General features: G+C 72.3%; 25 protein-coding genes. 7 read left to right on the forward strand and 18 right to left on the reverse strand.

The window, feature by feature from the left end; genetic code table 11:
* Positions 1 to 1,214: 1,214 nt before the first annotated feature.
* From DE149_RS08995 to DE149_RS09010, 4 genes are all read right to left on the reverse strand, one after another.
* Positions 1,215 to 2,918: a cytochrome bc complex cytochrome b subunit gene (locus tag DE149_RS08995; protein ID WP_063190028.1), complete on the reverse strand. Its 1,704-nt coding sequence runs from the start codon at positions 2,916 to 2,918 to the stop codon at positions 1,215 to 1,217.
* 5 nt (positions 2,919 to 2,923) lie between these two features.
* Complete coding sequence (locus DE149_RS09000) at positions 2,924 to 4,000, reverse strand: ubiquinol-cytochrome c reductase iron-sulfur subunit (protein ID WP_063190030.1); 1,077 nt, start codon at positions 3,998 to 4,000, stop codon at positions 2,924 to 2,926.
* Positions 4,001 to 4,069: 69 nt separating this feature from the next.
* Complete coding sequence (locus DE149_RS09005; protein WP_036315101.1) at positions 4,070 to 4,876, reverse strand: cytochrome c; 807 nt, start codon at positions 4,874 to 4,876, stop codon at positions 4,070 to 4,072.
* Positions 4,877 to 4,962: 86 nt separating this feature from the next.
* Complete coding sequence (locus tag DE149_RS09010) at positions 4,963 to 5,541, reverse strand: cytochrome c oxidase subunit 3 (protein ID WP_020625607.1); 579 nt, start codon at positions 5,539 to 5,541, stop codon at positions 4,963 to 4,965.
* A gap of 250 nt (positions 5,542 to 5,791) precedes the next feature.
* Here DE149_RS09010 and trpD point away from each other — a divergent pair, with 250 nt between their 5' ends.
* A complete protein-coding gene (trpD, locus tag DE149_RS09015; RefSeq protein WP_036384758.1) occupies positions 5,792 to 6,850 on the forward strand; it encodes an anthranilate phosphoribosyltransferase in 1,059 nt (352 codons plus the stop codon).
* Between the two features lie 54 nt (positions 6,851 to 6,904).
* Here trpD and DE149_RS09020 read toward each other — a convergent pair whose 3' ends face one another.
* Entirely contained in the window at positions 6,905 to 7,186 is a 282-nt protein-coding gene (locus tag DE149_RS09020) for an Lrp/AsnC family transcriptional regulator (RefSeq protein ID WP_036384759.1), read from the reverse strand.
* A 68-nt stretch (positions 7,187 to 7,254) separates the two neighbouring features.
* Positions 7,255 to 7,671 (reverse strand): DUF3054 domain-containing protein, encoded by a 417-nt coding sequence (locus tag DE149_RS09025; protein ID WP_036384761.1) that lies wholly within the window; start codon positions 7,669 to 7,671, stop codon positions 7,255 to 7,257.
* A gap of 109 nt (positions 7,672 to 7,780) precedes the next feature.
* Here DE149_RS09025 and DE149_RS09030 point away from each other — a divergent pair, with 109 nt between their 5' ends.
* On the forward strand, positions 7,781 to 8,434 hold the full coding sequence (locus DE149_RS09030) for a hypothetical protein (protein ID WP_113914385.1): 654 nt from the start codon (positions 7,781 to 7,783) through the stop codon (positions 8,432 to 8,434).
* A gap of 300 nt (positions 8,435 to 8,734) precedes the next feature.
* Positions 8,735 to 8,896 carry a hypothetical protein gene (locus DE149_RS11715; protein WP_186319892.1) on the forward strand — a complete coding sequence of 54 codons (162 nt, stop codon included), beginning with the start codon at positions 8,735 to 8,737 and terminating at the stop codon, positions 8,894 to 8,896.
* An 18-nt stretch (positions 8,897 to 8,914) separates the two neighbouring features.
* On the opposite strand, the gene DE149_RS09035 is transcribed toward DE149_RS11715, so the two are convergent.
* A complete protein-coding gene (locus tag DE149_RS09035) occupies positions 8,915 to 9,103 on the reverse strand; it encodes a hypothetical protein (protein ID WP_063190034.1) in 189 nt (62 codons plus the stop codon).
* A 74-nt stretch (positions 9,104 to 9,177) separates the two neighbouring features.
* Entirely contained in the window at positions 9,178 to 9,939 is a 762-nt protein-coding gene (locus DE149_RS09040) for a hypothetical protein (protein ID WP_063190036.1), read from the reverse strand.
* Between the two features lie 137 nt (positions 9,940 to 10,076).
* Here DE149_RS09040 and DE149_RS09045 point away from each other — a divergent pair, with 137 nt between their 5' ends.
* Positions 10,077 to 10,322, forward strand: a complete 246-nt coding sequence (locus DE149_RS09045) for a superinfection immunity protein (RefSeq protein WP_020624801.1) — start codon at positions 10,077 to 10,079, stop codon at positions 10,320 to 10,322.
* Between the two features lie 16 nt (positions 10,323 to 10,338).
* Here the strand turns inward: DE149_RS09045 and DE149_RS09050 are convergent, their stop codons facing one another.
* Both DE149_RS09050 and DE149_RS09055 read right to left on the reverse strand, forming a co-directional pair.
* A complete protein-coding gene (locus DE149_RS09050; RefSeq protein WP_100057212.1) occupies positions 10,339 to 10,887 on the reverse strand; it encodes a hypothetical protein in 549 nt (182 codons plus the stop codon).
* 59 nt (positions 10,888 to 10,946) lie between these two features.
* Positions 10,947 to 13,052, reverse strand: a complete 2,106-nt coding sequence (locus DE149_RS09055; protein ID WP_113914386.1) for an NADPH-dependent 2,4-dienoyl-CoA reductase — start codon at positions 13,050 to 13,052, stop codon at positions 10,947 to 10,949.
* A 149-nt stretch (positions 13,053 to 13,201) separates the two neighbouring features.
* Between DE149_RS09055 and DE149_RS09060 the strand changes: the two genes are divergently transcribed.
* The 3 genes from DE149_RS09060 to DE149_RS09070 all read left to right on the forward strand — a co-directional run bounded on the left by DE149_RS09060 (position 13,202) and on the right by DE149_RS09070 (position 15,374).
* The gene (locus DE149_RS09060; RefSeq protein ID WP_020624804.1) at positions 13,202 to 13,678 is read left to right on the forward strand and encodes an NfeD family protein; all 477 of its coding nucleotides are present in this window, start codon (positions 13,202 to 13,204) and stop codon (positions 13,676 to 13,678) included.
* Positions 13,679 to 13,748: 70 nt separating this feature from the next.
* The gene (locus DE149_RS09065) at positions 13,749 to 14,939 is read left to right on the forward strand and encodes an SPFH domain-containing protein (RefSeq protein ID WP_078025539.1); all 1,191 of its coding nucleotides are present in this window, start codon (positions 13,749 to 13,751) and stop codon (positions 14,937 to 14,939) included.
* A gap of 87 nt (positions 14,940 to 15,026) precedes the next feature.
* Positions 15,027 to 15,374, forward strand: a complete 348-nt coding sequence (locus DE149_RS09070; RefSeq protein WP_060774975.1) for an RNA polymerase-binding protein RbpA — start codon at positions 15,027 to 15,029, stop codon at positions 15,372 to 15,374.
* A gap of 76 nt (positions 15,375 to 15,450) precedes the next feature.
* Here DE149_RS09070 and DE149_RS09075 read toward each other — a convergent pair whose 3' ends face one another.
* The 8 genes from DE149_RS09075 to DE149_RS09110 form a co-directional block, all read right to left on the reverse strand.
* Positions 15,451 to 16,182 carry a polyprenol monophosphomannose synthase gene (locus DE149_RS09075; protein ID WP_036315073.1) on the reverse strand — a complete coding sequence of 244 codons (732 nt, stop codon included), beginning with the start codon at positions 16,180 to 16,182 and terminating at the stop codon, positions 15,451 to 15,453.
* A 90-nt stretch (positions 16,183 to 16,272) separates the two neighbouring features.
* A complete protein-coding gene (locus DE149_RS09080) occupies positions 16,273 to 17,367 on the reverse strand; it encodes a hypothetical protein (RefSeq protein ID WP_041103783.1) in 1,095 nt (364 codons plus the stop codon).
* Positions 17,368 to 17,386: 19 nt separating this feature from the next.
* The gene (locus tag DE149_RS09085; RefSeq protein WP_113914387.1) at positions 17,387 to 20,377 is read right to left on the reverse strand and encodes an RNA helicase; all 2,991 of its coding nucleotides are present in this window, start codon (positions 20,375 to 20,377) and stop codon (positions 17,387 to 17,389) included.
* Positions 20,378 to 20,451: 74 nt separating this feature from the next.
* Complete coding sequence (gene tatC / locus DE149_RS09090) at positions 20,452 to 21,309, reverse strand: twin-arginine translocase subunit TatC (RefSeq protein WP_073116894.1); 858 nt, start codon at positions 21,307 to 21,309, stop codon at positions 20,452 to 20,454.
* A 20-nt stretch (positions 21,310 to 21,329) separates the two neighbouring features.
* Positions 21,330 to 21,587, reverse strand: a complete 258-nt coding sequence (locus DE149_RS09095; RefSeq protein ID WP_002855080.1) for a twin-arginine translocase TatA/TatE family subunit — start codon at positions 21,585 to 21,587, stop codon at positions 21,330 to 21,332.
* A gap of 37 nt (positions 21,588 to 21,624) precedes the next feature.
* Entirely contained in the window at positions 21,625 to 23,724 is a 2,100-nt protein-coding gene (locus DE149_RS09100) for a YafY family protein (protein ID WP_113914388.1), read from the reverse strand.
* Positions 23,725 to 23,735: 11 nt separating this feature from the next.
* A complete protein-coding gene (locus DE149_RS09105; RefSeq protein ID WP_113914389.1) occupies positions 23,736 to 24,131 on the reverse strand; it encodes an FKBP-type peptidyl-prolyl cis-trans isomerase in 396 nt (131 codons plus the stop codon).
* A gap of 31 nt (positions 24,132 to 24,162) precedes the next feature.
* Positions 24,163 to 25,254: an FKBP-type peptidyl-prolyl cis-trans isomerase gene (locus tag DE149_RS09110; protein WP_113914390.1), complete on the reverse strand. Its 1,092-nt coding sequence runs from the start codon at positions 25,252 to 25,254 to the stop codon at positions 24,163 to 24,165.
* Between the last annotated feature and the right edge of the window lie 2 nt (positions 25,255 to 25,256).

Below are 25,256 nucleotides of genomic sequence, written 5' to 3' on the forward strand. Positions count from 1 at the left end.
CCGGGCAGTTCCCGTGGCCATCACTGGGCAGTCCTCATGGCCGTCAGCGGGTCATTCCCTGGCCACCTATGGGCAGCTTTTCATGGCCGCTTACAGGTCAGCTCGTGCAGGCCCTCGCCGGCCTCGACCTCACATGGACCCGGCCGAGGAACGACGCGATCACGCGGCCCTGGTCGGCACGGTGGCGGCCGCGAGGTACTGGCAGAGGAGCCCGACGGAGAGGACGTGCTGGCAGCGCACCCGAGCATCCGAGCGGTCCTGGAGACGGAGGCGGAGTACGTGCTGGGCTCAGGGCCGGCCCGCCAGGGGGCTCGTCCGCGGGCAGACTCCCGGTGGGTGATCGACGGCTGGGAGCGAGAAGGCCGGAGTTCGCTGCCCGGGGACTCCCGAGGCGTCCTCGAGGCCGGGGCGCGGGTGGAGCGGCGGGAGGAAGCCCGCGCAGCGGCAGGAATCCCGCAGACCCCACGGCGAACCGGTACGGGATCTGGTGGTCGATCCCGGTGGCCATCGTCGCAAGCGTCTCGCAGGTGCCTGCGGGGTTGGATCTCATCGGAGACGACTCCGGGGCGGGGACGGCCGCCGTGACCCCGTGGAACGATGTCGGACGTACGTACAAGGTGACCAGCCCGGGTGACCGGGCCCGGCTGTGGCGTAGCGTCCCTCTGGACGTGAGCGCCTCCAGGCGGCACGACTGGCACCGGGTGACCGGGGACCGAGTGGCAGGGGACCGGGAGGGCGGGTCGATGGTTGCACCCGGATCGGAAACGTGGAGCCCAGGAGTGGGATGCGCTCCACCTGACGGCACTCGGCTGCCTCGCCTCCGCCGCGCGCTGCCTGCCCGTCGCCTCGGGCGTCGCGACCGTGCTCGCCGGGTGGAACCCGGGCACGACGCTGTGGCTGACCGACGTCGTCCGACCCGCGCATGCACCCGTGCAGGGGTGGCGCCGGGACCCCGACGACGGCGCGTGGGTCTGGCGTCCAGATGCGCCGGACGACGCTTCCAGGGGAGGAGAACGGCCGGTTCGGCGTGGCCCGGTCGCAGGCTGAGAACCCGCAGCCTCCCGTATCCCGAACGAAAGCACCGCCGGAGGCTCCCGTTTCCCGGACGAAAGTGTCCAGACGACAGAGGACGCGAAGGGGCGGGAGTCCGGACAGCGGAAGGCCCCGCACACCGAGCGGTGTGCGGGGCCTTCTGCGTCCGAGAGGATCCGCGGTCAGCCGTCGATCTTCGGGTTGTGCGCGCTCGGGTCGGCGCCCAGCTCGTGGTGGCCGCCGTCCTCGTGGCCGTGCTGGCCGTGGGTGCGGGCCTCCACCAGCTCCTCGCGGGAGACCGGGGCGACGCGATCCTGGTAGAACATGCGGTTCAGGCCGGCACGGGCCTTCTCCAGCGCGCCCACCTTGCCGTTGCGGCCGGGGATGGCCGGCACCGGGCGACGGTCCTCGAAGGACACCAGGCGGTACAGCTCGTAGTCGGTGAGCTGGCGGTGACGCTCGTGGAAGCCGCCCTCGGGGGACATCTCGATGACGCCGGCCTCGTGGCCGTGGAGCACCAGCTCACGGTCCTTGCGCTGCAGGGACAGGCAGATGCGGCGGGTCACGATGAAGGCGATCACCGGGCCGAGGAAGAACAGCGCGCGCAGCACGTACAGCACGTCGTTCAGGGAGAGGTGGAAGTGGGTGGCGATGAGGTCCGAGGACGCGGCCGCCCACATGACGCAGTACCAGACGACGGCGGCCACGCCGATGCCCGTGCGGGCCGGGGCGTTGCGCGGACGGTCGAGCAGGTGGTGCTCAGTGTTGTCCTTGGTGATCCACCGCTCGATCCAGGGCCAGGTGCACATGCCGACGAGCAGGGCGCCGACCGGGATCAGCGGCACGAGCACGCCCATGGGCAGGGACACCGAGGAGCCCCACGGCATCGGGATGTTCCAGAGGAAGGAGTAGTCGCCGATCATGCCCGGCATGAGGCGCAGGGCGCCGTCGAACACGCCGATGTACCAGTCGGGCTGGGTGCCGGCCTGCACCGGGGACGGATCGTACGGGCCGTAGTTCCAGTTGGCGTTGATCGTCACCGTGGAGGCGATGAGCGCGAGCACACCGAACACGATGAAGAAGAAGCCGCCGGCCTTGGCCGCGTACACGGGGCCGACCGGGTAGCCGACCACGTTGTCCTCGGTGCGGCCCGGGCCCGGGTACTGGGTGTGCTTGTGCACGACGACCATGAACAGGTGGATGCCGATGAGCAGCAGGATGGCGGCCGGCACGATCATGATGTGCAGGGCGTACAGGCGGCCGATGACCGAGTGGCCGGGGAACTCGCCGCCGAAGAAGAAGGCGGAGAGGTACGTGCCGACCAGCGGCAGGGACTTCAGGATGCCGTCGATGATGCGCAGGCCGTTGCCGGAGAGCACCTCATCGGGCAGGGAGTAGCCGGTGAAGCCGGCGGCCCAGCCGGCCATCAGCAGGAAGCAGCCGACCAGCCAGTTCAGCTCACGGGGGCGACGGAACGCGCCGGTGAAGAACACGCGCAGCATGTGGACCGACATGGCCGCCACGAACAGCAGCGCCGCCCAGTGGTGCAGCTGCCGCATGAACAGACCGCCGCGCACGTCGAACGAGATGTCGAGGGTCGAAGCGTAGGCCGCGGACATCTCGATGCCGCGCAGCGGGGCATAGGCCCCGTTGTAGACGACCTCCGACATGGAGGGGTCGAAGAAGAACGTGAGGAACGCGCCGGACAGCAGCAGGATGACGAAGCTGTACAGGGCGACCTCGCCGAACATGAACGTCCAGTGGTCCGGGAAGATCTTGCGGGCGAAGAACTTCACGATCGGCGACATCCCCGTGCGGGTGTCGACGAAGTTCGCGATGCGGCCGGTCGAGGTCGCCGGCTGGAACTCATTCACGGTGGTGCTCATAGGTGTCAGCCACGCTCCCAGTAGACAGGCCCGACGGGCTCATGGAAATCGCTCTGGGCCACGAGGAAGCCCTCGTCGTCCACGGTGATCGGCAGCTGCGGCAGCGCGTGGCTGGCCGGGCCGAAGATGACCTTGCACTCCTGCGTCAGGTCGAAGGTCGACTGGTGGCAGGGGCAGAGCAGGTGGTGGGTGTGCTGCTCGTACAGGGCGATCGGGCAGCCCACGTGCGTGCAGACCTTGGAGTAGGCGAAGATGCCGTCCACGTTCCAGTCCTCGCGACCCGGGGTGATCTTCACCTTGGCGGGGTCCAGGCGCATGAGCAGGACGACGGCCTTGGCCTTCTGGTTGAGCTTGTCGGGGCCCAGATCGTTCAGGCCGTCGGGGATGACGTGCACGGCCGAGCCGAGCGTGACGTCCGAGGCCTTGATGGGGGAGCCGGTGGGGTCACGCACGAGGCGCACGCCCTCGGCCCACATGGTGTGGCGCAGACGCTCCGGTCCGAAGTTGTGGGTCTCCTCGTCCGAGAAGTTGTCCGAGTCGTCCAGGTCGCGGAACACGGCGATGAACGGCAGGGGGGCCAGCAGGGCGGCACCGATCAGGGTGTTGCGCAGCAGGGGGCGACGCTTGATCTGCGACTCGTCCAGGATCTCGGAGATCATCCCGGTGGCGGCCACGCGGTCGGCCTCCGAGCGGATCTCGTGACGGTCCTCGACGGTCTCGTGGTCCGGCATCAGGGTCTTGGCCCAGTGCACCACGCCGATGCCGATGCCGAACATGGCGAGGGCGGTGCCCAGGCCGAGCAGCAGGTTCTGCAGGTAGATCTTGCTGAACGCCTCACCGTTGCCGATCTGCCCCACGCCGAAGTAGCCGATGAAGAAGAGCACCGTGCCCACGATGGAGATGAGGAACATGACCGAGACCTGACGCTCGGCGCGCTTCGCGGCCTTCGGATCCTCATCGGCCAGACGCGGACGGTGCGGAGGCAGGCCCGGGTTGTCGATCGCGTAGCGGGGCGCGTCCTCGCCGGCGTGCTCGAGGGAACCCGAGCGGTGCTCGGTCCCTTCAAAGCCTTTCTCGCCCATATGTCCTGTTTCCTTTACTCGAGTGATGAATGTCGATGACGGGTGGTCGGCGCGCCTGCGCCGACGGGATCAGGAGGACCGGCTGGTGAGCCAGACCATGAAGCCGATGATCAGCGCCAGGCCCGCGGTCCAGATGAACAGGCCCTCGGAGACGGGGCCGAGCGAGCCGAGGGCGAGGCCGCCGGGGGAGCCCTGGTTCTCGATGGTCTTGAGGTACGCGATGATGTCGCGCTTGTCCTCGGGCTTGATGTTCGAGTCGGAGAACACCGGCATGTTTTGCGGGCCGGTCTCCATGGCCTCGTAGATGTGCTTCTCCTCCACGCCCTGCAGAGAGGGGGCGTACTTGCCGCGGGTGAGCGCACCGCCGGCCGCAGCCGCGTTGTGGCACATGGCGCAGTTGATGCGGAACAGGTCGCCGCCGCGGGTGATGTCTACGTCCTCGTGGTTCACGTCCAGGTACTCGTCCTCGGGGACGGCCGGGCCGGCGCCGAGCGAGGCGACGTAGGCGGCGAGCTGCGCCGTCTGCTCGTCGTTGAACTGGTTCGGTTTGACCTGGGCCTGCGGGCCGTTCATCTGCATCGGCATGCGGCCGGTGCCCACCTGGAAGTCGACGGAGGCGGCGCCGACACCGATCAGGGACGGGCCGGAGGGACCCCCCGCAGCTCCCGTGCCGTGGCACGAGGCGCAGTTCGCGTTGAAGAGCTTCTCGCCCTCGGAGATGTCATCAGCCGAGGCGGCCGCGGTGACCTGCGTGGCCGCCTGCGCCTGGTTCACGGTGCTCGCGACGGAGTACAGTCCGCCGGTCACCAGGAGTCCCAGCAGGAGGAGCGCCAGCCCCATCAGGGGATGGCGTCGGTTCTGCGAAAGTGCCTTCACGGGGGTTTCCTATCGTTCTCTTCCGGGTCGGGCCGCTCATGCTGCCGGCCCGGGCCTGAAGTCGGTGCGGTGAGTGAGGGGTCGTCTTACTTCAGGAAGTAGACGATGAAGAACAGGGCGATCCAGACGACGTCCACGAAGTGCCAGTAGTAGGACACGACGATCGCGGACGTGGCCTCGTGGTGGCCGAAGCGGCGGGCCATGTAGGCGCGGCCGATGATGAAGAGGAACGCGATCAGGCCGCCGGTCACGTGGATGGCGTGGAAGCCGGTGGTGATGTAGAACGCCGAGCCGTACGCGTTCGCCGCGACGGTCACACCCTCGGAGACGAGGACCGCGTACTCGTAGGACTGCACCGCCACGAAGATCGAGCCCATGATGAAGGTCAGGATGAACCACTCGACCATGCCCCACTTCCCGAACTGCAGGAAGCCGCCGGTGCGGCGGGGCTGAAGGCGCTCGGCGGCGAGGACGCCGAACTGGGCGGTGACGGAGGAGAGCACCAGGATCGTCGTGTTCACCGCGGCGAGCGGGACGTTGAGGATCGCGGTGTGCTCGGCCCAGAGCTCCGGAGACGTGGAGCGAAGGGTGAAGTACATGGCAAAGAGCCCACCGAAGAACATGAGCTCGCTGGCGAGCCACACCATGGTCCCGACCTGCACCATGTTCGGCCGGCTCGGGAGCCCCGTGGTGGGCTGATGGAGAGTGGGGTTAGCTGTGGTCACCCAGCCATTATGGCCCCAAACACCGCCCGGGCGGTAAATCGAACCTACCGTGTCGCAGGACAGGTCGTCAGCACCGTCGGGGGGTTACAGTGTCAGTTGGGGGCTGGCGTCCAGGTGATATCCAGATTCGCGGTGCGCGGCGCATGACATGGCGCCGTCCCGGGTGCGGCCGGGCCGCTAGGCTCAGTGCGTGAGCACCCCCGAGAACACCGCAGCAGTCCTGGGGACCTCCTGGCCGGAGGTCTTCCGCGCCCTCACCCTCGGTGAGGACCTCAGCGACGACGTCGCCGCGTGGGCCATGGGGGAGATGATGGCCGGCGATGCCACCGAGGGGCAGGTGGGCGGATTCCTCCTCGCCCTGGCCGCCAAGGGGGTGACGGTGCCGGAGCTGCGCGGCCTGACCGAGGCGATGGTGCAGGCGGCGAACCCGGTGCACGTGCCGGGGGAGACCCTCGACGTCGTGGGCACGGGCGGCGACCGCCTGGGCACCGTGAACCTCTCCACGATGTCCTCGCTCGTGGCCGCCGGTGCGGGCGCGCGGATCGTCAAGCACGGGAACCGCGGCGCCTCGTCCACCGCCGGCGCGGCCGACGTGATCGAGGCCCTCGGCGTGGACCTGTCCATGCCGGCCCGGAAGGCCGAGGAGTGCGCCGAGGCCGTGGGCATCACGTTCCTCTTCGCCCAGAACTACCACCCGTCCATGAAGTACGTGGCCCCGGTGCGCAAGCAGCTCGGCGTGCCCACCGTGTTCAACTTCCTCGGCCCCCTGAGCAATCCGGCCCAGGTCACCGCCCAGGCCCTGGGCTGCTCGAGCGAGGCCATGGTCCCGCTGCTCGCGCAGGTGCTCGCAGACCGGGGGGTGCGCGGCTTCGTCTTCCGCGGGGCGGACGGCCGGGACAAGATCACGACGTCGGGGCCGTCGACCGTCATGGAGGTCCGGGACGGTGTGCGCACCCACGAGCTCGATCCCCGGGAGCTGGGCATCGACCTGGCCCCCGTCCAGGCCCTGGCCGGGCGGGACGGCGCCTACAATGCGGCCCTCGTCCGCGCTCTGCTGGCGGGGGAGAAGGGCCCGATCCGCGACGCCGTCCTCCTCAACGCGGCCGCGGGCCTGACGGCCTGGGACCGCGACGCGGACGCGCCGCTGATGGAGCGGCTGGCGGCCAACATGGCGCGGGCCGCCGAGTCGATCGACTCCGGCGCCGCGCGTGACGTCCTGGACCGCTGGGTCGCCTTCTCCAGATCCTGATGGTGCGACGACGGGCCTTCCCCGGCGAGATGGGGCCCGTCGTGGAGAGGACGCTCAGGAGTCGAAGCCGAGCGCCCATCCCTCGCCGAGGTCCTCAGACGAGTAGGTCCGGAAGGCCAGCATGGTCTCGGTGTCCTGGATCCCGTCGACCTTGGAGAGGTGGTCGGCGATCACGTCGGCGAGGTCCTCATAGCGGCGCACCTTGACCATCGCCACCAGGTCCCACGCGCCGGTCACGGAGTAGACCGACCCGACCCCCTCGAGCGCAGCGAGGGCCTCGGCGGTCTCCGGGATGCTGGATTTGTCGGTCTTGATCAAGACGATGGCGGTGACCACGGGCGGTCCTCATTTCCTCGATGCTGCGGGTCCGGTGTCCGCGATGATCCTAGCTGCGCGCCGGGCCCTCACCTCCGGGTGCGGCGCACCAGCCAGGCGGTCACTGCCCGGCGGCCCAGGAGCAGGACGCCCAGCACCCCGAGCGCCACGAGCACGAAGGACACGGGTGCGCCACCGAGGCCGAAGGCCACGCGCAGGACCATCCCGACGGCGACGGTCCCCAGCCACACGATCACACCGTGGGGCCACACGCGGGCCCAGGTCCGGTGTCCGGAGGTCAGCCCGGTCATGAGCAGGAGACCCGCGAGGAACGGCGCCGCCGTGACCAGCAGGCCCACCGGCCCGCGCTCCGTGGAGTGCTGCCCCTGGCCCAGAGCCACGAAGAGGACGGTGAGCAGGAGGTCGACGGCAAGCGCAGGCAGGGCGCCGCGCGGGGCACGGTGCTCGGCGGGTACGACACGACGGGCGGTGGGGGAGGACGTCATGCATCCAGTCTGGCCCACCGCGAAGTCGAGGCGGATCGTACGGCCGGGGGCGGCTCGGCGAACGTGCCGTGCGACAAGACATTGCCTTTGTCAGAGATAGACTCTGGGCATGGTGTCCGTACATCTGGTGCTCATCCGACCGACCACCGCCACGGCTGAGGACGCGCGGCGTCTGGCAACCGCGCTGCGCGACGATCCCCGCCCGGACGCGGCTGTGACCGCGGCGATGTGGCTCGGCGACGAATCCGACCCGGTGGACGACGATGCGGCGCCGCACGACGGCGAGCTGGCCGTCGTCCTCGACGACGCGGCGGCTGCGGTGGGCCTGGCGTTGTGGGCCGTGCGGACCGGGTCCTGGGCGGTGATGCTGGATCCAGAGGGTGGCTCCGACAAGGACTCAGCGTTGTCGTATCTGACGCCAGCCGAGCGGCGGCGCGCCCGGCGGGCACCGGGCCGACTCGTGCTGCCGGCCGGAGGTCGCCCGGGCCGCGCCTCGGAGTCCGGCCGAGAGGCTGATCTGCGCTGTGCGGAGGCCACCCTGCAGCTGGTCGCCGCAGTGGAACGGCGCCGGTCCGCTGACCAGCACGCGGCGGGACGGCTGGTCGAAGCCGGCGCCAGTCAGCGAGAGGCGGCGGCGGAGCTCGGGATCAGTCAGCAGGCCGTCCATTCCCGGTTGCGGCACGGGCTCTGGCATGTGAGCCGGACGGCGGTGGCGGCTGTCCTGCCGTTGCTGGAGCGGCTCTCCACAGACCCGGGGGAGTGAACCCCGGCACGCGTTGTCGGTGCCGCCCGGCGCGGCCGCCTGGGCCAGCTCACGACGCAGCGCGTGCCACGCAGGGTGACCTTCCGCAGTTGACATGAGACACGTAACTAGGGGTCATCTCAGAATGACTGTGCAAGTCGGATTGCTTCTCTCGCACTCTAGATGAGACTTCCGTAGCGCATCGAACCCCCACGTGACGGGCCGCTACCGCTAGTCCAGCACCCACAGTACGCCGAGCACCAGCCCGACCGACTACGAACTCCTGTCGAATGTCGGTCCACCTGGCTACATTCCAGGCGCATGAGAGCGACCAATCAGCAGGCCCTGATCACCGCAGTCTTCGAGGCAGCCGAGCGCGCCACGGACAGCATCACCCACCTCGTGCCCGACCTCGACCGTGACCGCGCTGAGTACGCCCTCGTGAGCGTGCTCTTGGAAGAGGCGTGGGTCGCGCAGAGGTAGCGGCTCAAGAGCAGGCGCTCAGGCGCGAGGAGCCGCTCCACCGCTGGCGAAGCCGTCGAACGTCCGGATGTCCCGCTTCGGCTCGGGGAGACCCTCACGGCGGCGCTGAGCCTCGGCACGGCGGTCTTCTCGGTCCTCGGCCTCGAAGACCTCAGCAAGCGCCTCCCAGTCGGCCTGGAGGGGGTCCTTGGGGTGCTGTTGCGTCATGACGGTCCCTCCTGAGGTGTGCTTGCGCTTCGGGCTGCTATCGAGCGTAGACACACACGTGTTCGAGTAGGTTCTCACCGGCCCGTGAAGCGGTCATAAAGCCGACGCAGCGCGGACCGCTCCGCAGGCAAAGGGCCCGGCACTGTTGAACGAGGCTTTGTCCTGGGCCCGCGCTGGTCGAGGATGTCACGAACCTCGGAAGCAGGTTGGATGTAGGTCCCGGACCTATTCATCTTGGCGACTTCCTTCTTGATGTCACGAAGCGCGGAAGCGACATGGTGGATGTTGTACACGTCGGGCTGCATGGCCCCCGCCATCGCGTTGAGGTCCACTACTCCTGAGTCCCGGTGATCACGCTTGCCCTTCTTCGCGGCGACGGTGCCTTCGTCGTACTCAACCGAGTAATCGTGACTGGTCGGCAGGTCCGACCTCCCTGAGTTCAGGCGTTCCTCCATGGCGTCGTAGAACGTGCGCAACTCCTGACCTGGAGCAAGCATCGGAATGGGTTCTCTTAACCACTGCACTTCGCTGATGGGGGCTCCGGGCGTTTCGTTGGCCCGGACAGGCTCTGGGGTCAAACTGACCTTGACGTTGTACGCAGGGCGTTGCCCGATGTTTCGGATTACCAGGTCCATGACCCGCCAGCCGATTGGCGACGGTTCCGCAGTCACGATGATGTACGGGCGAGTTGCTTCTCGCTGGGCGGCCCGGGCGATCTGCACCTGGTTCCGGGCGTATAAGGCAGCGGCGATGGCGACCAGAAGGAGTCCGGCGGTCAGCAGGGTGTAGTAGGCAGTCCAGCCCGTGGCCGACATGCCCCAGAAAGTGTCATCCATCGTGTGACCCTCTCACAGGTCGGCGCCCGAAGGGGAGGCGAAGAACGAGCTAGTTGACATAATGTACATTATCGGCGCACGGTAGAAGGGCGGACAGGGGCGCCCCGCGCGGCGGGTCTCGCGCGTAGCCTGGACCCATGACGATCATGACCGACCAGCGCGACCGCCCCCTGCACGCGACGATCGCCGTCGTCCTGGCCATCGCCACGGCGGGCTACCTGGCTCCGTGGGCCATTGCCGCCGTCCGCGGCCGTTCCAACGTGTGGGCGGTGTTCTGGGTGAACCTGCTCACGGGGTGGACCGTCCTCGGCTGGTGCATCGCGCTCTACATGTCACTCACCAGCCATCGCCGGCTGCGGCCCTGGGGTCCGCGCGGCCTCTGACCGCGCGGACCGCCCCTCAGGACAGGCGCGCGACGACGGCCCGCACACCGTCTCCCTCGGCGACCAGGCATCGCGGGCCGTCGACGTCCGCCTCGTCCGTCTCGGACAGCTCGACCGGCACCTCGAGCTCCCCCGTCGCATCGGCGCCGATCACGCGGAGGGTGAGATCCGGGGCGCGCGTCTCGAGGTAGGTCCCGGACTCGTCGTGCATCTCGAGCCGGGCCTGCGGGATCTCGCCGCGCACGGCGGCTGCGAGGATACGGCGCGCGTCCGGGTCGGTGGCGGCGTCCACGACCCAGCGGTGTCCCAGGACGGAGTGCTCCACCTCGGCCACGACGTCTCCCTCGGCGGGTGCGTCGCCTCGGTAGGCGAACGCAGTCTGGTAGAGCCGGTCCCCCACGCGCACGAGCATCGACTCGACGCCGATCTCGCCGGTGGGATCGTCGAACCGGTACGAGCCGACCTTCTCGGCGGTCACGTCCTCGGGCAGTCCGTGCGCCACGAGGCGGCGGCGGATCCATTCGGGCTTGTCCGGGTCCAGGCGTGCGGTGTAGATGAGAGCCATGCCCCGACCGTAGCCCCGACGTCGTCCGCCCGGGAGGGCCCGCCGGCCGGCGGCGCGGCTCAGCCCTGCACGGCCCGCACGGCGTGGTCCATGGCCCGGTAGGCGTCGAGCTCGCGGGCTTCGGCCGCGCCACCGATCAGGCGCACCGCCTCCGGCGCGTAGCCCGCAGCCACCAGGTCCTCGACGAGATCCGTCTCGGACTCCTGCCCGGCGCACACGACGACGTCCGTCACGTCCAGGGTCAGCGCCACGCGGGCCTCGGGGTCCTCCGGGGACGGCGCGGTCACGCGCAGGCCGTCGGGGCCGAGGCCCTCGTAGGTCACACCGGAGTGCAGGTGGACCCCGTGCCGCCGCAGCTCGGCGCGGTGCACCCAGCCGGTGGTGGGGCGCAGTCGCACGCCGATCGGTCCGGGGCTGCGCTGGAGCAGGTGGACCTCGCGTCCGGGGTCGGCCGCGGCCGGCTTCGCCAGCTGGCCCGGCGTCTGAGAGGTCAGTGCCACGCCCCAGCGGGCCCGCCAGTGCTCCTGCGTCTCGGGTGTCCCGTCCGGCCGTTCCGTGCCGGCCGCCAGGGCCTCGGCGACATCCACGCCCACGCCGCCGGCGCCGATCACCGCGACGCGCGGGCCGACGTCGACGTGCCCCAGGACCACGTCGTCATAGGCATGGACGGCGGGCGCGCCCGGCTCCCCCGTCCCGGGCAGATCGACGGGCCGGGGCCGCACGCCGGTGGTGAGGAGCACCTCGTCGTAACCCGGCCGCCCGTCGTCGGTCAGGAGTGTCTGTGCGGATACCTCCTCCCCGGTCACGAGCGTCACCCCGGACACCGCCGCGCGGGCCGCCAGGTGCTCCAGCGCGGGACCGAACTCCTCCTTGCCGGGGATGCGCCGGGCGAGCCGGAACTGGCCGCCGGGCTCGGCGTGCCGGTCGAACAGGGTGACCTCGTGCCCGAACCGGGCCGCACGCTCCGCCGCCGTGAGGCCCGCCGGCCCGGCACCGACCACGGCGATCCGGCGCCGGCGGCCGAGGGCCACCGGGACGGGCGCGGCGTACTCCGGCTCCGTCTCCCGCCCGGCGCGGGGGTTCATCAGGCACGAGACCTTGGCCCCGGTGAACACGTGGTCGAGGCAGGCCTGGTTGCAGGCGATGCACGGGGTCAGGGTCCGAGCGCGCGGGTCGCTGATCGCGGCCATCCACTCGGGGTCCGCCAGCAGGGGCCGGGCCAGCCCGACGAGCGCGGCGGCCCCGGACGTCAGCGCCTCCTCCGCCTCGGCGGGGGTGGTGAGCCGGTTGGAGGCGATCACGGGGATGTCGACGGCGGCGGTCAGGTCAGCCGAGGCGGCGAGGAACGCGGCGCGCGGCACGGAGGTCACGATGGTCGGCACGCGGGACTCGTGCCACCCGATGCCGGTCATCAGGACGTCCGCTCCGGCGGCCTCGAAGGCCCGGGCGGTGTCCGCGATCTCCGCGCGCGTCTGCCCGTCGGGGACGAGGTCCGCCGCCGAGGTGCGCACCGAGAGCACGCCGCGCTCCCCCAGCGCCTCGCGCACGGCCGCGACCACCGCCGCCGGGAACCGGCGTCGGCGCTCGGCGTCGCCCCCGTACTCGTCCGCGCGTCGGTTCGTCGCCGGGGCGAGGAACTGGTTGAGGAGGTAGCCCTCCGAGGCCATGATCTCCACGCCGTCGTATCCGGCCTCCAGGGCCAACGTGGCCGCGCGTGCGAACGCGTTCACGGTCCGCTCGATGTCCGCGGCCGTCATCTCCCGGGGCGTGTGCCGCGAGATCGGGGCTCGCACCGCGGAGGCCGAGACCAGGTCGGCGCTGGGGGCGTAGCGCCCGGCGTGCAGCAGCTGGGCGAGGATCCTGCCCCCGGCGGCGTGGACGGCGTCCGTGACGACGCGATGGGCGCGCGCGTCCTCCTCGCTGGCGAGCATCCCCCCGCCCAGCGTCACCGTGCCCTCCGGGACGACGCCCAGGCCGCCGGTGACGATGAGTCCGACGCCGCCGCGTGCCCGCTCCGCGTAGAACGCCGCCAGCTGCGGCAGGTCGTCGTGCCGATCCTCCAGTCCCATGTGCATCGAGGCCATGACCACCCGGTTGGGCAGCGTGAGGGGGCCCAGAGTGATCGGCTGGAGCAGGGGCGAGACCGCGACGGGTGAAGATGTCATGCAGCTCACATTACCGGTCGGTAGCCCCCTCCTTCCAGGACCGCCTGGGGACACGCTGTGTCCGACGCCACTGCATAGGGCAGGATGGGGATCACACGTCGACGCGCGGCAGACCCGTCCGCGCACCCGACACGGAGGGGAGCGCACGCATGGAGTGGATCGAGGCGAACGCGGGCTGGCTGTGGCTGGTGCTGGCCGCCGGCCTGGCCGGCGTCGAGCTGCTGACCCTCGACCTCGTCTTCCTGATGATCGCCGCCGGGGCCGGCGCGGCGGGAGTGGTCGCGCTCGTGGGCGGCCCGCTGGCGCTCCAGCTCGCGGCGTTCGCCGCCGTCGCCCTGCTGATGCTCGCCGCCGTGCGCCCCGTCGCGCTGCGCCACCTGCGCAAGGACACCGGCGCCGGCGCCTCCTACCTGGACACGCTTCCGGGGCGCCGCGTCGCGGCCCAGGGCGCGATCACCGGCGACGCCGGCACGCTCGCCGTCGACGGCGACACCTGGTCCGCCCGCGTCGAGCCCGGGGCGCCCGAGGTCGCCCCCGGCGACGAGGTGACCGTCCTGCGCATCGACGGGGCCACCCTGGTGGTCCGCCCGCTCCCCCGCATCGACTGGGAGGCGGACGGCGCCTGAGCCGCCCCACGTCCTCGTTCCGACCGCACCGACCGCACCGACCGCACCGACCCCAGAAGAAGGGACCCCGATGGAAACCCTCATCGTCCTCGTCGTCCTCGCCGTCCTCGCGGCGGTGATCGTGGCCTCCTCGGTCAAGATCATCCCGCAGGCGCGGACGGCCAACATCGAACGCCTCGGCAAGTACAACCGCACGGCCGGCGCCGGGCTGACCCTGATCATCCCGTTCGTGGACCGCATGCTCCCGATGGTGGACATGCGCGAGCAGGTCGTCTCCTTCCCGCCCCAGCCGGTGATCACCGAGGACAACCTCGTCGTCTCCATCGACACGGTCGTCTACTTCCAGGTCACGGACGCCAAGGCCGCGACCTATGAGATCGCCAACTACATCCACGCGGTGGAGCAGCTCACCACCACCACCCTGCGCAACGTCGTGGGCGGCATGAACCTCGAGGAGGCCCTGACCTCTCGCGACTCCATCAACTCCCAGCTGCGCGGCGTGCTGGACGACGCCACCACGCGCTGGGGCCTGCGGGTCTCGCGGGTGGAGCTCAAGGCCATCGACCCGCCCATGTCCATCCAGGACTCGATGGAGAAGCAGATGCGCGCCGAGCGCGACCGCCGCGCCGCCATCCTCACCGCCGAGGGCACGAAGCAGGCCGCCATCCTCACGGCCGAGGGCGAGCGCCAGTCCCAGATCCTCTCCGCCGAGGGCGAGGCTCAGGCCCGCGTGCTGCGCGCCAACGCCGAGGCGGAGGCGATCGAGGTGGTCTTCGACGCCATCCACTCCGGCGGCGCCGACTCCGAGGTCCTGGCCTACCAGTACCTGCAGTCCCTGCCCAAGATCGCCGACGGCCAGGCCAACACCATGTTCGTGGTCCCCGCCGAGCTCACCCGCGCCCTGCAGGGCCTCGGTGAGGCGTTCGCCCCCGGCGACGGCGACCGCCCCACCCCGGAGCACGCACCCCGGCGTCGGGACTCCGGGGACCGCGCGGGCGAGCCGGGAGCCGAGCACTCCGGCGTCACCCCGGAGCGCGCGCGTCGGCCGCGTGGGTCCCGTCCCACCACCGCGGACGCCCTGCGCGCCAGCGGCGTCATGGACGCGATGACCGCGGGCGCGGTGACGGCGGAGGACATGCCGCAGACCTCGCTCGACGAGGCCCTGGCCACGCCGCAGGAGATCGAGCCCGACCCGTCGGCCGGCCGCACCCCCGGCACCCGCCCGGCCGGCGAGGCCGACGGGAATGCTGTGGGACACTGAATGGTTCCATCGGTGAGAACGACCCGCCGCGCCTCGATCGGCCCGCGCCCCCGCGCGGGCCTCGGCGCGGCCTGACGAGGAGGAAACGTGAGCGATCGCAGCCTGCGGGGCATGCGCCTGGGCGCGCAGTCCCTGGAGTCCGAGGCCGGCGTCGAGCCCGCCGCCCGGCAGCGGGTGGAGTACCGCACGGAGGACGGCGAGCAGGTGTTCGTGACCTTCTCCGTGGAGGCGGACGTGCCGGCCACCTGGACTTCGAAGACCGGCAAGGAGGCGTTCCTCGTCAGCGGCGAGAAGCCGGCTGAGACCGAGGGCAAGCCCGTGCGCACCCACTGGGACATGCTGCGTGAGCGCCGCAGCCTCGAGGAGCTGGAGGAGACCTACAAGATCCAGCTCAACAAGCTGCGCGCCAGCCGCGGCGAGGAGGTCGACGCCTGACCCGCCGCTCCCCCATGCACGACGGGGCCGGATCCGCCATGGATCCGGCCCCGTCGTCGTTCGGGGACTGTGCGCCTCACAGGCCGAGGCGGGCGCGCAGGCCCTCCCAGCGCGCGGCCAGGCCCCACCGGGTCACGTTGACCACGGCCTCGCCGATGATGCCGCCGCTCATCTTGGACTCGCCGAGCTCACGCTCCACGAACGTGATCGGGACCTCGACGATCCGCTTGCCGAGGCGGGCCGTGCGGAAGGTCATGTCCACCTGGAACCCGTAGCCCTTGGACTCGATCGCGTCCAGGTCGATCGCACGGAGCGTGTCGGCCCGGTAGGCGCGGTAGCCCGCCGTGATGTCCGTCAGGTTGAGGCCGAGCATGATCCGCGGGTACAGGGAGCCGGCCCACGAGATCATCTTGCGGGAGGTCGGCCAGTTCACCATCTTGCCGCCCGGCACGCGGCGCGAGCCGATCACCAGGTCCGCAGTGCGGACGGCCTCCAGCAGGCGCGGCAGCTGCTCGGGCTGGTGCGAGCCGTCCGCGTCCATCTCGACCAGGACGTCGTAGCCGCGCTCCAGGCCCCAGCGGAACCCGGCGATGTAGGCGCCGCCCAGGCCGTCCTTGGTGGTGCGGTGCAGCACGTGCACGGAGGGGTCCTCGGCGGCGCGGGCGTCGGCCCAGTCGCCGGTGCCGTCCGGGGAGGCGTCGTCCACCACGAGAACGTCGGACTCCGGGACGGCGTCACGGAGTCGGCCGAGGGTCAGCGGCAGCGACTCGATCTCGTTGTACGTGGGGATGATGGTCAGCACGCGCATGTGCGGTTCTCGCCTTCCGGCCGGGGTCGTGGGGGCGGCCCGCCGGTCGGACGGGCCATCGCATCCGTTCGAGTATAGGAAGCGGAGGTCTCAGGCCGGCGTCGCGGCGTCGTGAGCGTCGCGGGCCACGTCCTCCGCGGCGATCCGGCCGTCCACCCAGGTGGCCCGCCAGCGGGGCAGGGCGGTCTCGGCGTCGAGGGCCGGCAGCAGCGGCGTGCCGGCCCGGGTGTCCGTGCTCCACGCCGCCACCCGGCCGTCCGGCGACTGCACAGCGACCGCGTCGGCGTCCCAGACGCCGAACACGGCCGGGGCCGACACGCTCAGGCGCGGGGCGACGGACAGGCGTGCCGCCGGAGCGTCGGGCAGCGCGCGCAGCGGGGTGCGGGTCGCGGCGGCGAAGGCGGAGCGGGCGGAGATGCGCTCGTCCGGGTCGGGGTGGGACAGCGCCGACCGGACGGCGGCCCACGGGTCCCCGGCCGGGCCGGCGCCCAGGCACACGGTGACGGCGTCGGCCAGCAGGCTCGCCACGGGGGCGTGCAGCACGCCGTCCGCGTCGGGGACGACGGTGGCGCTGACCCCGGCGGCGGCCAGGAAGGCGCGGTCCTCGGCGGTGACCGGGTGGGTGACCACGAGCCGATGGCGCACGCGGCCCAGGGCGGCGGTGCCGAGTTCCTCCGCGACCGAGCGCAGGGCGGTCAGGGCCACGTCCTGGGCGGCGGGCCCGGCGTCCGCACCGCCGTCGGGGACGAGGTAGGCCTGCTCCCCCGCCTGGGTCGAGGCCGTCAGGAGGCCGGTGAGCGTGGCGGGGTCGGTGTCGGTCCCGACGGGCAGCCACACCCCGGCCGCCTCGGCGTCCACGCGGTCGGCGTGCCGGTAGACGACGGTCTGGACGTCCTCGTCGGCGGGCGCGGCGCCCGTGTCCTCGGGCCCGGCCAGGACCGTCACGACGGCGGTGCCGCGGCTCAGCGCGTCCCGCGCGTCCGCGGGCCGGGCCAGCGGCTCGACGAACACGGGCACGACGACGGCGCCGTCGAGGTCCCGCCGTTCGTCACCCGGGTCGGCCACGCGGTCCGCGGAGTCGTCCGCGCCGAGCCAGGCGATCATCCCGTCCCGGACCAGCAGCGCCTGTGCGTACGGGTCCGTCGTCGAGTGGATGATGCCGCGGGTCAACAGGTGTGCGCTCACCCGCCCACCCTAGCCCGTGTCAGTCCTCGTCCGCGCGCGGCGCCGAGGCCGCCGGCAGCGAGGTGGCCACGACGCCGCGGGAGACGAGGTCCGCGGCCCGGCGGCAGGCACGGCTGCGACGGGTGTCCCCGGGGACGTTGGCCAGCTGGCCCAGCACGTCGATGACCTGCCGCGCCCAGCGGACGAAGTCGCCCGCGGCGAGGTCCGCGCCGTCAAGGGTGCGGCGCAGGGTGGCGCCCCGCACCCAGCGGTGCATGGGTGCCACCAGCCCGGGGTCCGTCCGGGGCGTCGGCTCGAGCCGGGCCTGGGCCTCGTCCGTGCGCAGGCGCTCCTCGATGCGCTCGGCGGCCTCCGCGACGCGCGCGAGCCGCGGGGTCGGCATCGGGACCAGTCCGGGCTCGGCCTCCCCCCTGCCCTGGTACACGAGCAGCGCGGCGACGGCGGCCCACTCCTCCGGCGTCAAGCCGTCCGTGGCCGGATCCTGCAGCACCAGCGAGGTGAACAGGTCCCGCTCGCCGTAGATCCGGCGCAGGGCCTCGCCGCGCTCCGTGAGCGCCGCGCGGGGCGAGGACGCGTCCTCCTGGACGTAGCCGTAGGCGCGCAGCAGACCGACGACGCGGTCGAACGTGCGGGCGATGGTGTTGGTGCGGCCCGCGATGCGTTCCCGCAGGACGGAGACCTCCCGCCGCATGGCCCACCAGCGGTCACCCCAGCGGGCGTGCTCCTCGCGGTCCTGGCAGCCGTGGCACGGGTGGCGGCGCAGTGCCCGGCGCAGCTCCTCGACCCGGGGCGCGGCCGGGTCCTCCCGGAGGCGGAAGCCCGCCGTGCGGCGGCCTCCGGCGGGCGGGCGGCCCGTGCGCACGGCCTCGCGCATGAGCGCGGCGACGTCCTTGCGCTGCGCGGGCGTCTTCACCTGCACCACCTGGGGCAGGGCGGCGCCCGCCACCGGCTCGACCGGCCCGGCGACGTCGTCCACCGTGATGCGGCGCAGCTGCGCCTTGTCCGTCACGACGCCGACGCGCGGGTTCTGGGGGTTGCCGGCGGGGAACACGACGACGGCCCGGCCGAGCGCGCGGCCGGCGTCGAGTTCGACGACGTCCCCGACCGCGAGGTTCGCGAGCGAGTCCTTCACGGCGGCCAGGTGGGCTCGACGTCGCCCCTGCGAGCCGGACTTCTCCGCGGCCGCGAGCTCCTTGCGCAGGGTGAGGTACTCGGCGAAGTCGCCGAGGTGACACTGCATGGCCTCCTCGTACTTCTCGAGGCTGGCCTGCTTCGAGCGGACTTCGCGGGCCAGCCCCACCACGGAGCGGTCCGCCTGGAACTGGGCGAACGAGGACTCGAGGATGCCCCGCGCCCGCTCCGCGCCGACCTGCGCCAGCAGGTTCGCGGACATGTTGTAGGTGGGCCGGAACGAGGAGCGCAGCGGATAGGTGCGGCGCGAGGCCAGGCCCGCGACGGCGGCCGGGTCCAGCCCGGGACGCCACATCACCACGGCGTGGCCCTCGACGTCGATGCCGCGGCGGCCCGCCCGGCCCGTCAGCTGGGTGTACTCCCCCGGCGTGATGTCGACGTGGTTCTCGCCGTTGAACTTGACCAGCTTCTCGATCACGACGGAGCGGGCCGGCATGTTGATGCCGAGGGCGAGGGTCTCCGTGGCGAACACGGCCTTGAGCGCGCCGGCGGCGAACAGGTCCTCGACGGCCTCCTTGAACGGGGGCAGCATGCCGGCGTGGTGGGCCGCGAAGCCCCGGGACAGGCCGTCCCGCCACGCCCAGAACCCGAGGATCTCCAGGTCCTCGACGGGCAGCAGACGCGCCGCCTCCTCGACCCGCTCGGCCACGAGCGCCTTCTCCCGCGCCGTGGTGAGGTCGAGCCCGGCCCGCAGGCACTGTTCCACCGCGGCGTCGCAGCCGGTCCGGGAGAAGATGAAGGTGATGCACGGCAGCAGCCCGTCGCGGTCGAGGGCCCGGATCATCTCCGGGCGCGACGTGGACAGCCGCGGTGCGCGCCGCTGGCCGCCGTCGTGACCGCCCGGCCGACCGGAGACCGGGCGCTCCCGGTCCAGCGCGGAGGAGCCGGTCCGGCCCCGGCCGCCGTCGCGACCCGTGCGCCGGCCGCCCCTGGCCCGCCCCTTCGGGCCGCCCCCGCGCCCGTCGCGGTGCTGCTGCCGCCCGGGCCGACCCCAATCGGCGCGCTGGAACCGGCGCTCGGCCTCCTCCCCCAGGCGTTTGAGCTCGGGGTTGAGCAGGGCCTCCCCGTCCCGGTCCGCGGTGTCCTCGAAGGCGATGTCCTCGGCGAACAGGTCGTAGAGCCGGCCCCCGGCCATGACGTGCTGCCACAGCGGCACCGGCCGGTGTTCGGAGACGATCACGGTGGTGGCGCCCCGGACCGTGTCGAGCCAAGCGCCGAACTCCTCGGCGTTGGACACCGTGGCGGACAGGGAGATCAGCTGCACGTGCTCGGGCAGGTGGATGATGACCTCCTCCCACACCGGGCCCCGGAACCGGTCGGCGAGGTAATGGACCTCGTCCATGACGACGAAGCCGAGGTCGATGAGGGTGTCCGACTGCGCGTACAGCATGTTGCGCAGCACCTCGGTGGTCATCACGACGACGGGCGCGTCCGGATTGATGGAGGTGTCCCCCGTGAGCAGGCCGACGTTCTCTGCGCCGTGCACGCGGGCGAGGTCCGCGTGCTTCTGGTTGCTGAGGGCCTTGATGGGGGTGGTGTAGAACGCCTTCGTGCCGCGGGCCAGGGCCAGGTGGACGGCGAACTCGCCGACCACCGTCTTGCCGGCGCCGGTGGGCGCCGCGACGAGGACGCCGTGGCCGTCCTCGACCTCGGCGCACGCGCGGCGTTGGAAGTCGTCGAGGGGGAAGCCCACGCGTGCGGCGAACCGGCCGAGCTCGGAGCCGGCGTGGTGCCGGGCCGCCCGGGCACGGGCGTAGCGCTCCGCCGGGCTCAGCTCGGGCTCGTCGTGCGGGGTCGCGGACGCGGGATGGTGGGACATGGCCCCACCCTACTGGCGGGTCCGGACACCGTCGTGCTCGTGCGTCCGGGCGGGAGGGCTGCGGCGGGCGCCGCTCAGATCTGATCGAGCGGCTTCGGGCCTGCGGCGAGCTCCGCCTCGACGTCCATCTCGCGCTGGCCCTGCCGACGGTCGCGACGCCGGTCGCCCCACAGGCACAGGACGATGGCCACGCCGAAGAGGACGACGAGCGGGATGGCCATGTAGAACATGGAGATGGCGTCCGCACCGGGGGCGGCGATCGCGGCGATCAGCATGATCACGAAGACGGTGATGCGCCAGTGGTGGACGATCGTGCGGCCCGGCAGGATGCCGAGCATGTTCAGTCCCACCAGCAGCACCGGCAGGACCATGGCCACGCCGAACGCGAGGTAGAGACGCGTGACGAAGCTGATGTACACCGACGCCGTCGGGAGGTTCGCGCCGCCCTCGGGAGTGAAGCCCACGAAGAACTGGACGGCCTGCGGCATCACGAGCCACCCCAGCGCGATGCCGAAGATGAACAGGGGCACGGCCGCGGCGATGAAGCCCAGGGCGTACTTCTTCTCGGCCTTCTTCAGACCCGGCACGATGAAGGCCCAGATCTGGTAGAGCCAGACCGGGCTGGACAGGATGAGCCCGATGAACATGCTGACCTTGAGCATGAGGTCGAACGGCGAGGCCACCGTGTCATAGGCGACGGCCGCCGTGTGTCCCTGGCTGGCGATCTCCTTGACCGGGCGGAACAGCTCCGCCATGACCGGCTGGTAGACGAGGAAGCCGATCACCATGCCGACGGCGACGGCGAGCGCCGACTTCAGCAGTCGGTTGCGCAGCTCCGTGAGGTGCTCGCGCAGCGGCATCTCGCCGGTGGGGTTGTCCCGCCGCTTCCGGCGGCGCCGGGTGCGGCGGGCGACCTCGTCGACCTCGGTCATCGGGTGGGGGTCCTTCCGGCTCAGCGCGGGTCGCGCGGGTCGGTCTCGTCACGCTCGACGACGCGGCCCTCGACCGGCTCGTCCGCGGCGGTGGAGCCGGCGCCGGAGCGCTCGTCCGTGGTGCCCTTGCCCTCGGTGCGCATCTGCTTCACCTCGGAGGAGAAGATGCGCATCGACTGGCCGAGGTTGCGGGCCATCGCGGGCAGCTTCGGCGCCGCGAAGAGCAGGATCGCGAGCAGGATGATGATGACGAGCTGCCAGCCCTGGAGTCCAGCCATGATGAAGGGTCCTTTCGATGGGGTTCCGGGGTCCAGGCTACCGCGCCGGCAGGGCCGCGAGGGCATCGCCCAGCGCGTCCGCCACGGACGTCCGGAGGTCGGCGGGGGCCAGCACCTCGACGGCGCCGCCGTGGCGTCCGACCAGCGCGGCCGCCACGGCGGCGTCGGTCAGATGCACCCGGGTGAGCCGGTCGCCGTCGGGCAGGTCGGCCTGGGCGTCCGGGCGGTAGCCGGCGGCCGCGTCGCGGACGGGATGGGCCCAGCGCAGCAGCACCGGCACCCCCGCGGCGTCGTCGGGATGGACCCGCCAGCGCGCGGGCCGAGCCCGGGGCGCGAACGTCTCCCCCGTGGGTGCGGGCGCGCTGATCCGGTCCACCCGGAACACCCGGTGGTCCTCGGCGCGACGGCACCACGCCTGCAGGTAGAGGCGCGCCCCGTCCTGCACCAGGGCCAGCGGCTCCACGTCCCGCTCGGTGAGGGCATCGGCATGCACGGAGCGGTAGGTCAGGTGCACGACGGCCCGCTCCGCCACGGCGGCCAGCAGGGTGCGCACCGTCGCGGGGTCCACGGCCACGTCCCAGTGGGCGGCGACGGCGACCGGGGGCTCGCCGGCGGTGTGCGCCTCGGCCTCCCGGAGGGCGGCGTCGTCCGCGTCGTCCGCATCCGGGGCCCCCGCGTCCAGGACCGCGGCGCGGATCCGGCGCTGGGCGGAGCGGGCGGCCTCGCGGTCGGCCTCGTCCAGCACCGGCAGGTCCGCGACCGTCTGCAGGGCGGCCACGAGGCTGTGCGCCTCGGGGCGCGTCAGCCGCACGGGACCGGCCAGGTCGGCGGCGCGCTCCACGTGGACGCGGCCGGCCACCTCCGCCACCTCGAACTGGAAGCCGGGGAAGTCCCGCTCGGGCATGCCGCAGTAGCGCAGCGTCTCGAGGTCGGCGTCGAGGCGCTCGTCGGTGACCCCGAGACGCGCGCGCAGCTCCGCCCGGTCCACCCCACCGGCCCGGTTGGCCAGCCCCACGATGTCCAGCAGGCGGCCCACGAGGTCCTCGCTCGAGTCGCGGGCGCGGCGCCGGACGGGCGCGGCGAGCGCCACCTCGAGCAGGGCCGGGTCGGCGGGACCGGCGTGGGTCTCCGCCGCGGCGGCCAGGCCCGCGCGGACGCGGTCGGTCAGGTCCGGGTGCGCGGCCGAGGGCACGGCCCGGCCCAGCAGGCCGCCGATCTCCGCGGCGAGGCCGTCCTCGCGCGGTCCGGCGGGGGCCTCCCAGAGCTCCCAGTCGGGCCCCGGTGCGGCGCCGTCCTCGACCCGGGGCTCGGCCGGCTCACCGACCGCGCGGACGCCCTGACCCCGGCCGGGCGCGAGCCACACCCGGACCCGCTCGGCGTCGGCCTGCCCGGCCAGGCGCGCCACGAGGCCGGCGTGGTCGTGGTCCTCGGGACGGCCGGGGGCGTCCGTCGCCCGCTCGACGCGGCGCGGCTCCCCCTCCATCCGGGTGAGCCGGAAGCTGCGCTCGGCGCCGCGGTCGAGGTCCCAGCCGGTGAGGTACCAGCGGCCGCGCACGAGGGTGAGGAACCAGGCCCGCACGGTGCGCCGGGTGGCCCGCCCCCGCGCGTCGCGGTAGGGGAAGCGCAGCACGGCCTCGTCGGCCACGGCCTGGGTGAGGGCCTCGAGCCGGGGGTCGGCCCGGGGCATGAGGGTGTGGTACCCGGCCAGCTCGTCATCGCCCGTGAGGTCGGTGGCCGGCTGGAACAGCAGGCCCACGGCGCGGACGACGTCGGCGCGCAGCGGCGAGTCACCCCACAGGCGACGCGCCCGCACGAGGGCGCGGCGCTCGTCCACGGTGAGGTCGAGGTCGCGCAGCAGCAGCGCATCGCGGACGACGCGGTGCCGCACCCCCGCCTCGCCCTCGTCGAAGCCCGCGGGTTCGACGGTCTCCAGCGGGACCCCCACGGCGCGCAGCACGCGGCGGTCCCGCTGGAAGAGCTTCTCGAAGGCGGCGTCCGTGAGCCCCTCATAGCCGACGACCTGCCGTCGGATCCGGTCACGCTTGAGGCCGTGCGGCGCCGAGAGCAGCAGCCACAGCAGCGAGATGATGCGCTCGGCGGCCTCGTCGCCGGCGCGCCGCGGGGCGGGTGGGGTCACGGGGCCCGGGGTCAGTCGACCGAGACGAGGTCGCAGACGAAGATGAGCGTCTCGTTCGGCCCGATCGCGGAGCCGGCGCCGCGGGCGCCGTAGCCCAGGTGCGGCGGGATCTCGAGGCGGCGGCGGCCGCCGACGTTCATGCCGAGCAGGCCCTGGTCCCAGCCGGCGATGACCTGGCCGACGCCGACGGTCAGGGGCAGCGGGGTGCCGCGGTTCCACGAGGCGTCGAACTCCTCGCCGGTGGACCAGGCCACGCCCACGTAGTGGACCTGCACGCGGGAGCCGGCCTCGACGGCCGGGCCGGAGCCCTCGATCAGGTCCTCCACCACGAGCTCGGTGGGCGGGGTCTCGCCCGGGAAGTCGATCTCGGGCTTGGTGCGGTCGTAGTCGCGCTGTCCGAAGGACACGGTGCTCTCCTCTGGGTTCTCGTGGACGGGGTCAGTTCGCCGACGGGGTGGCGGACGCCTGGGCGTCCAGGATGTCCACGACGAACAGCAGGGGCTCGTTCTCGCCGATGTCCGGCGGGCTGCCCTGCTCACCGTAGGCCTTCTCGGCCGGGATCGACAGGAGGACGCGCGAGCCCACCTTCTGGCCGGCCAGACCCTCCTTCCAGCCCTCGATGACCTGATTGAGGGAGAACGTGATCGCCTGGCCCGTCTCCCAGGACGAGTCGAAGACCTCGCCGTCGGACCACGTCACCCCCTCATACTGCACGGTCACGGTGTCGTCCGCCCCGACTTCGCGGCCCTCGCCCTCGATCAGGGGCTGGACCACCAGCTCCTGGGGCGCCTCGCCGTCGGGCTTCGCGATGCTCGGCCGGCCGCTCTGCTCGTCCACGGTGACGTCGGGCAGGCGCTCGTCCCGCTCGGTCACCTCCTCGCCCTCGGCCTGCTTCGGCAGGATGGCGTCGATCTTGTAGACGAACAGCTGGGCGGGCTGCGTCTGGGTGGAGGGGGAGGCGCTCGGCGACGCGCTCTCGGTCTGCGGGACGGAGACGTCGTACTCAGGGCTGTACGCGGCGACGATCGTGCCGGCGCCGTTGCCCACCAGCATCTCGTGGATCTCCGGGTTCATGGACTTGAGCTGGTCGTCCACGGGCACGGCCTCCGGTTCGCCGCTGAAGTTCTCGGCGACCACCTCGCCGCTGGCCGGATCGACGACGGCGATCGACATCTGCAGGACGTCGCCCTCCTGCACCTGCTCCCCCTCGCCGGCGGTCAGCACGCGCGTGGTGGGCTGGTCGGTGTCGATCTCCCCGTCGATCTCGACCGTCGGCGCCCCGCCGTCGCCCTCCGTGAAGGTGACACCCGTCAGGGCGTCCGGCTCCCCCTGGCCCTCGCCGACGGCCGCCCGCTCGGGGGCGGCCGACGTGGAGGCCGACGCGGCGTCGCTGTGGGGCTGGTCCGCGCCGTCGTCGCCGGTGGCGCAGGCGGTGGCCAGCATCAGGCCCGCGGCGCCGAGGGACAGCAGCGGCAGCAGGCGGCGACGGCGGCGGGCCGTCGGGGGCTGGGGGGTCTGGAACGAACTCATGC

This window comes from Micrococcus sp. KT16 (genome assembly GCF_003315015.1).
Taxonomy (GTDB): domain Bacteria; phylum Actinomycetota; class Actinomycetes; order Actinomycetales; family Micrococcaceae; genus Micrococcus; species Micrococcus luteus.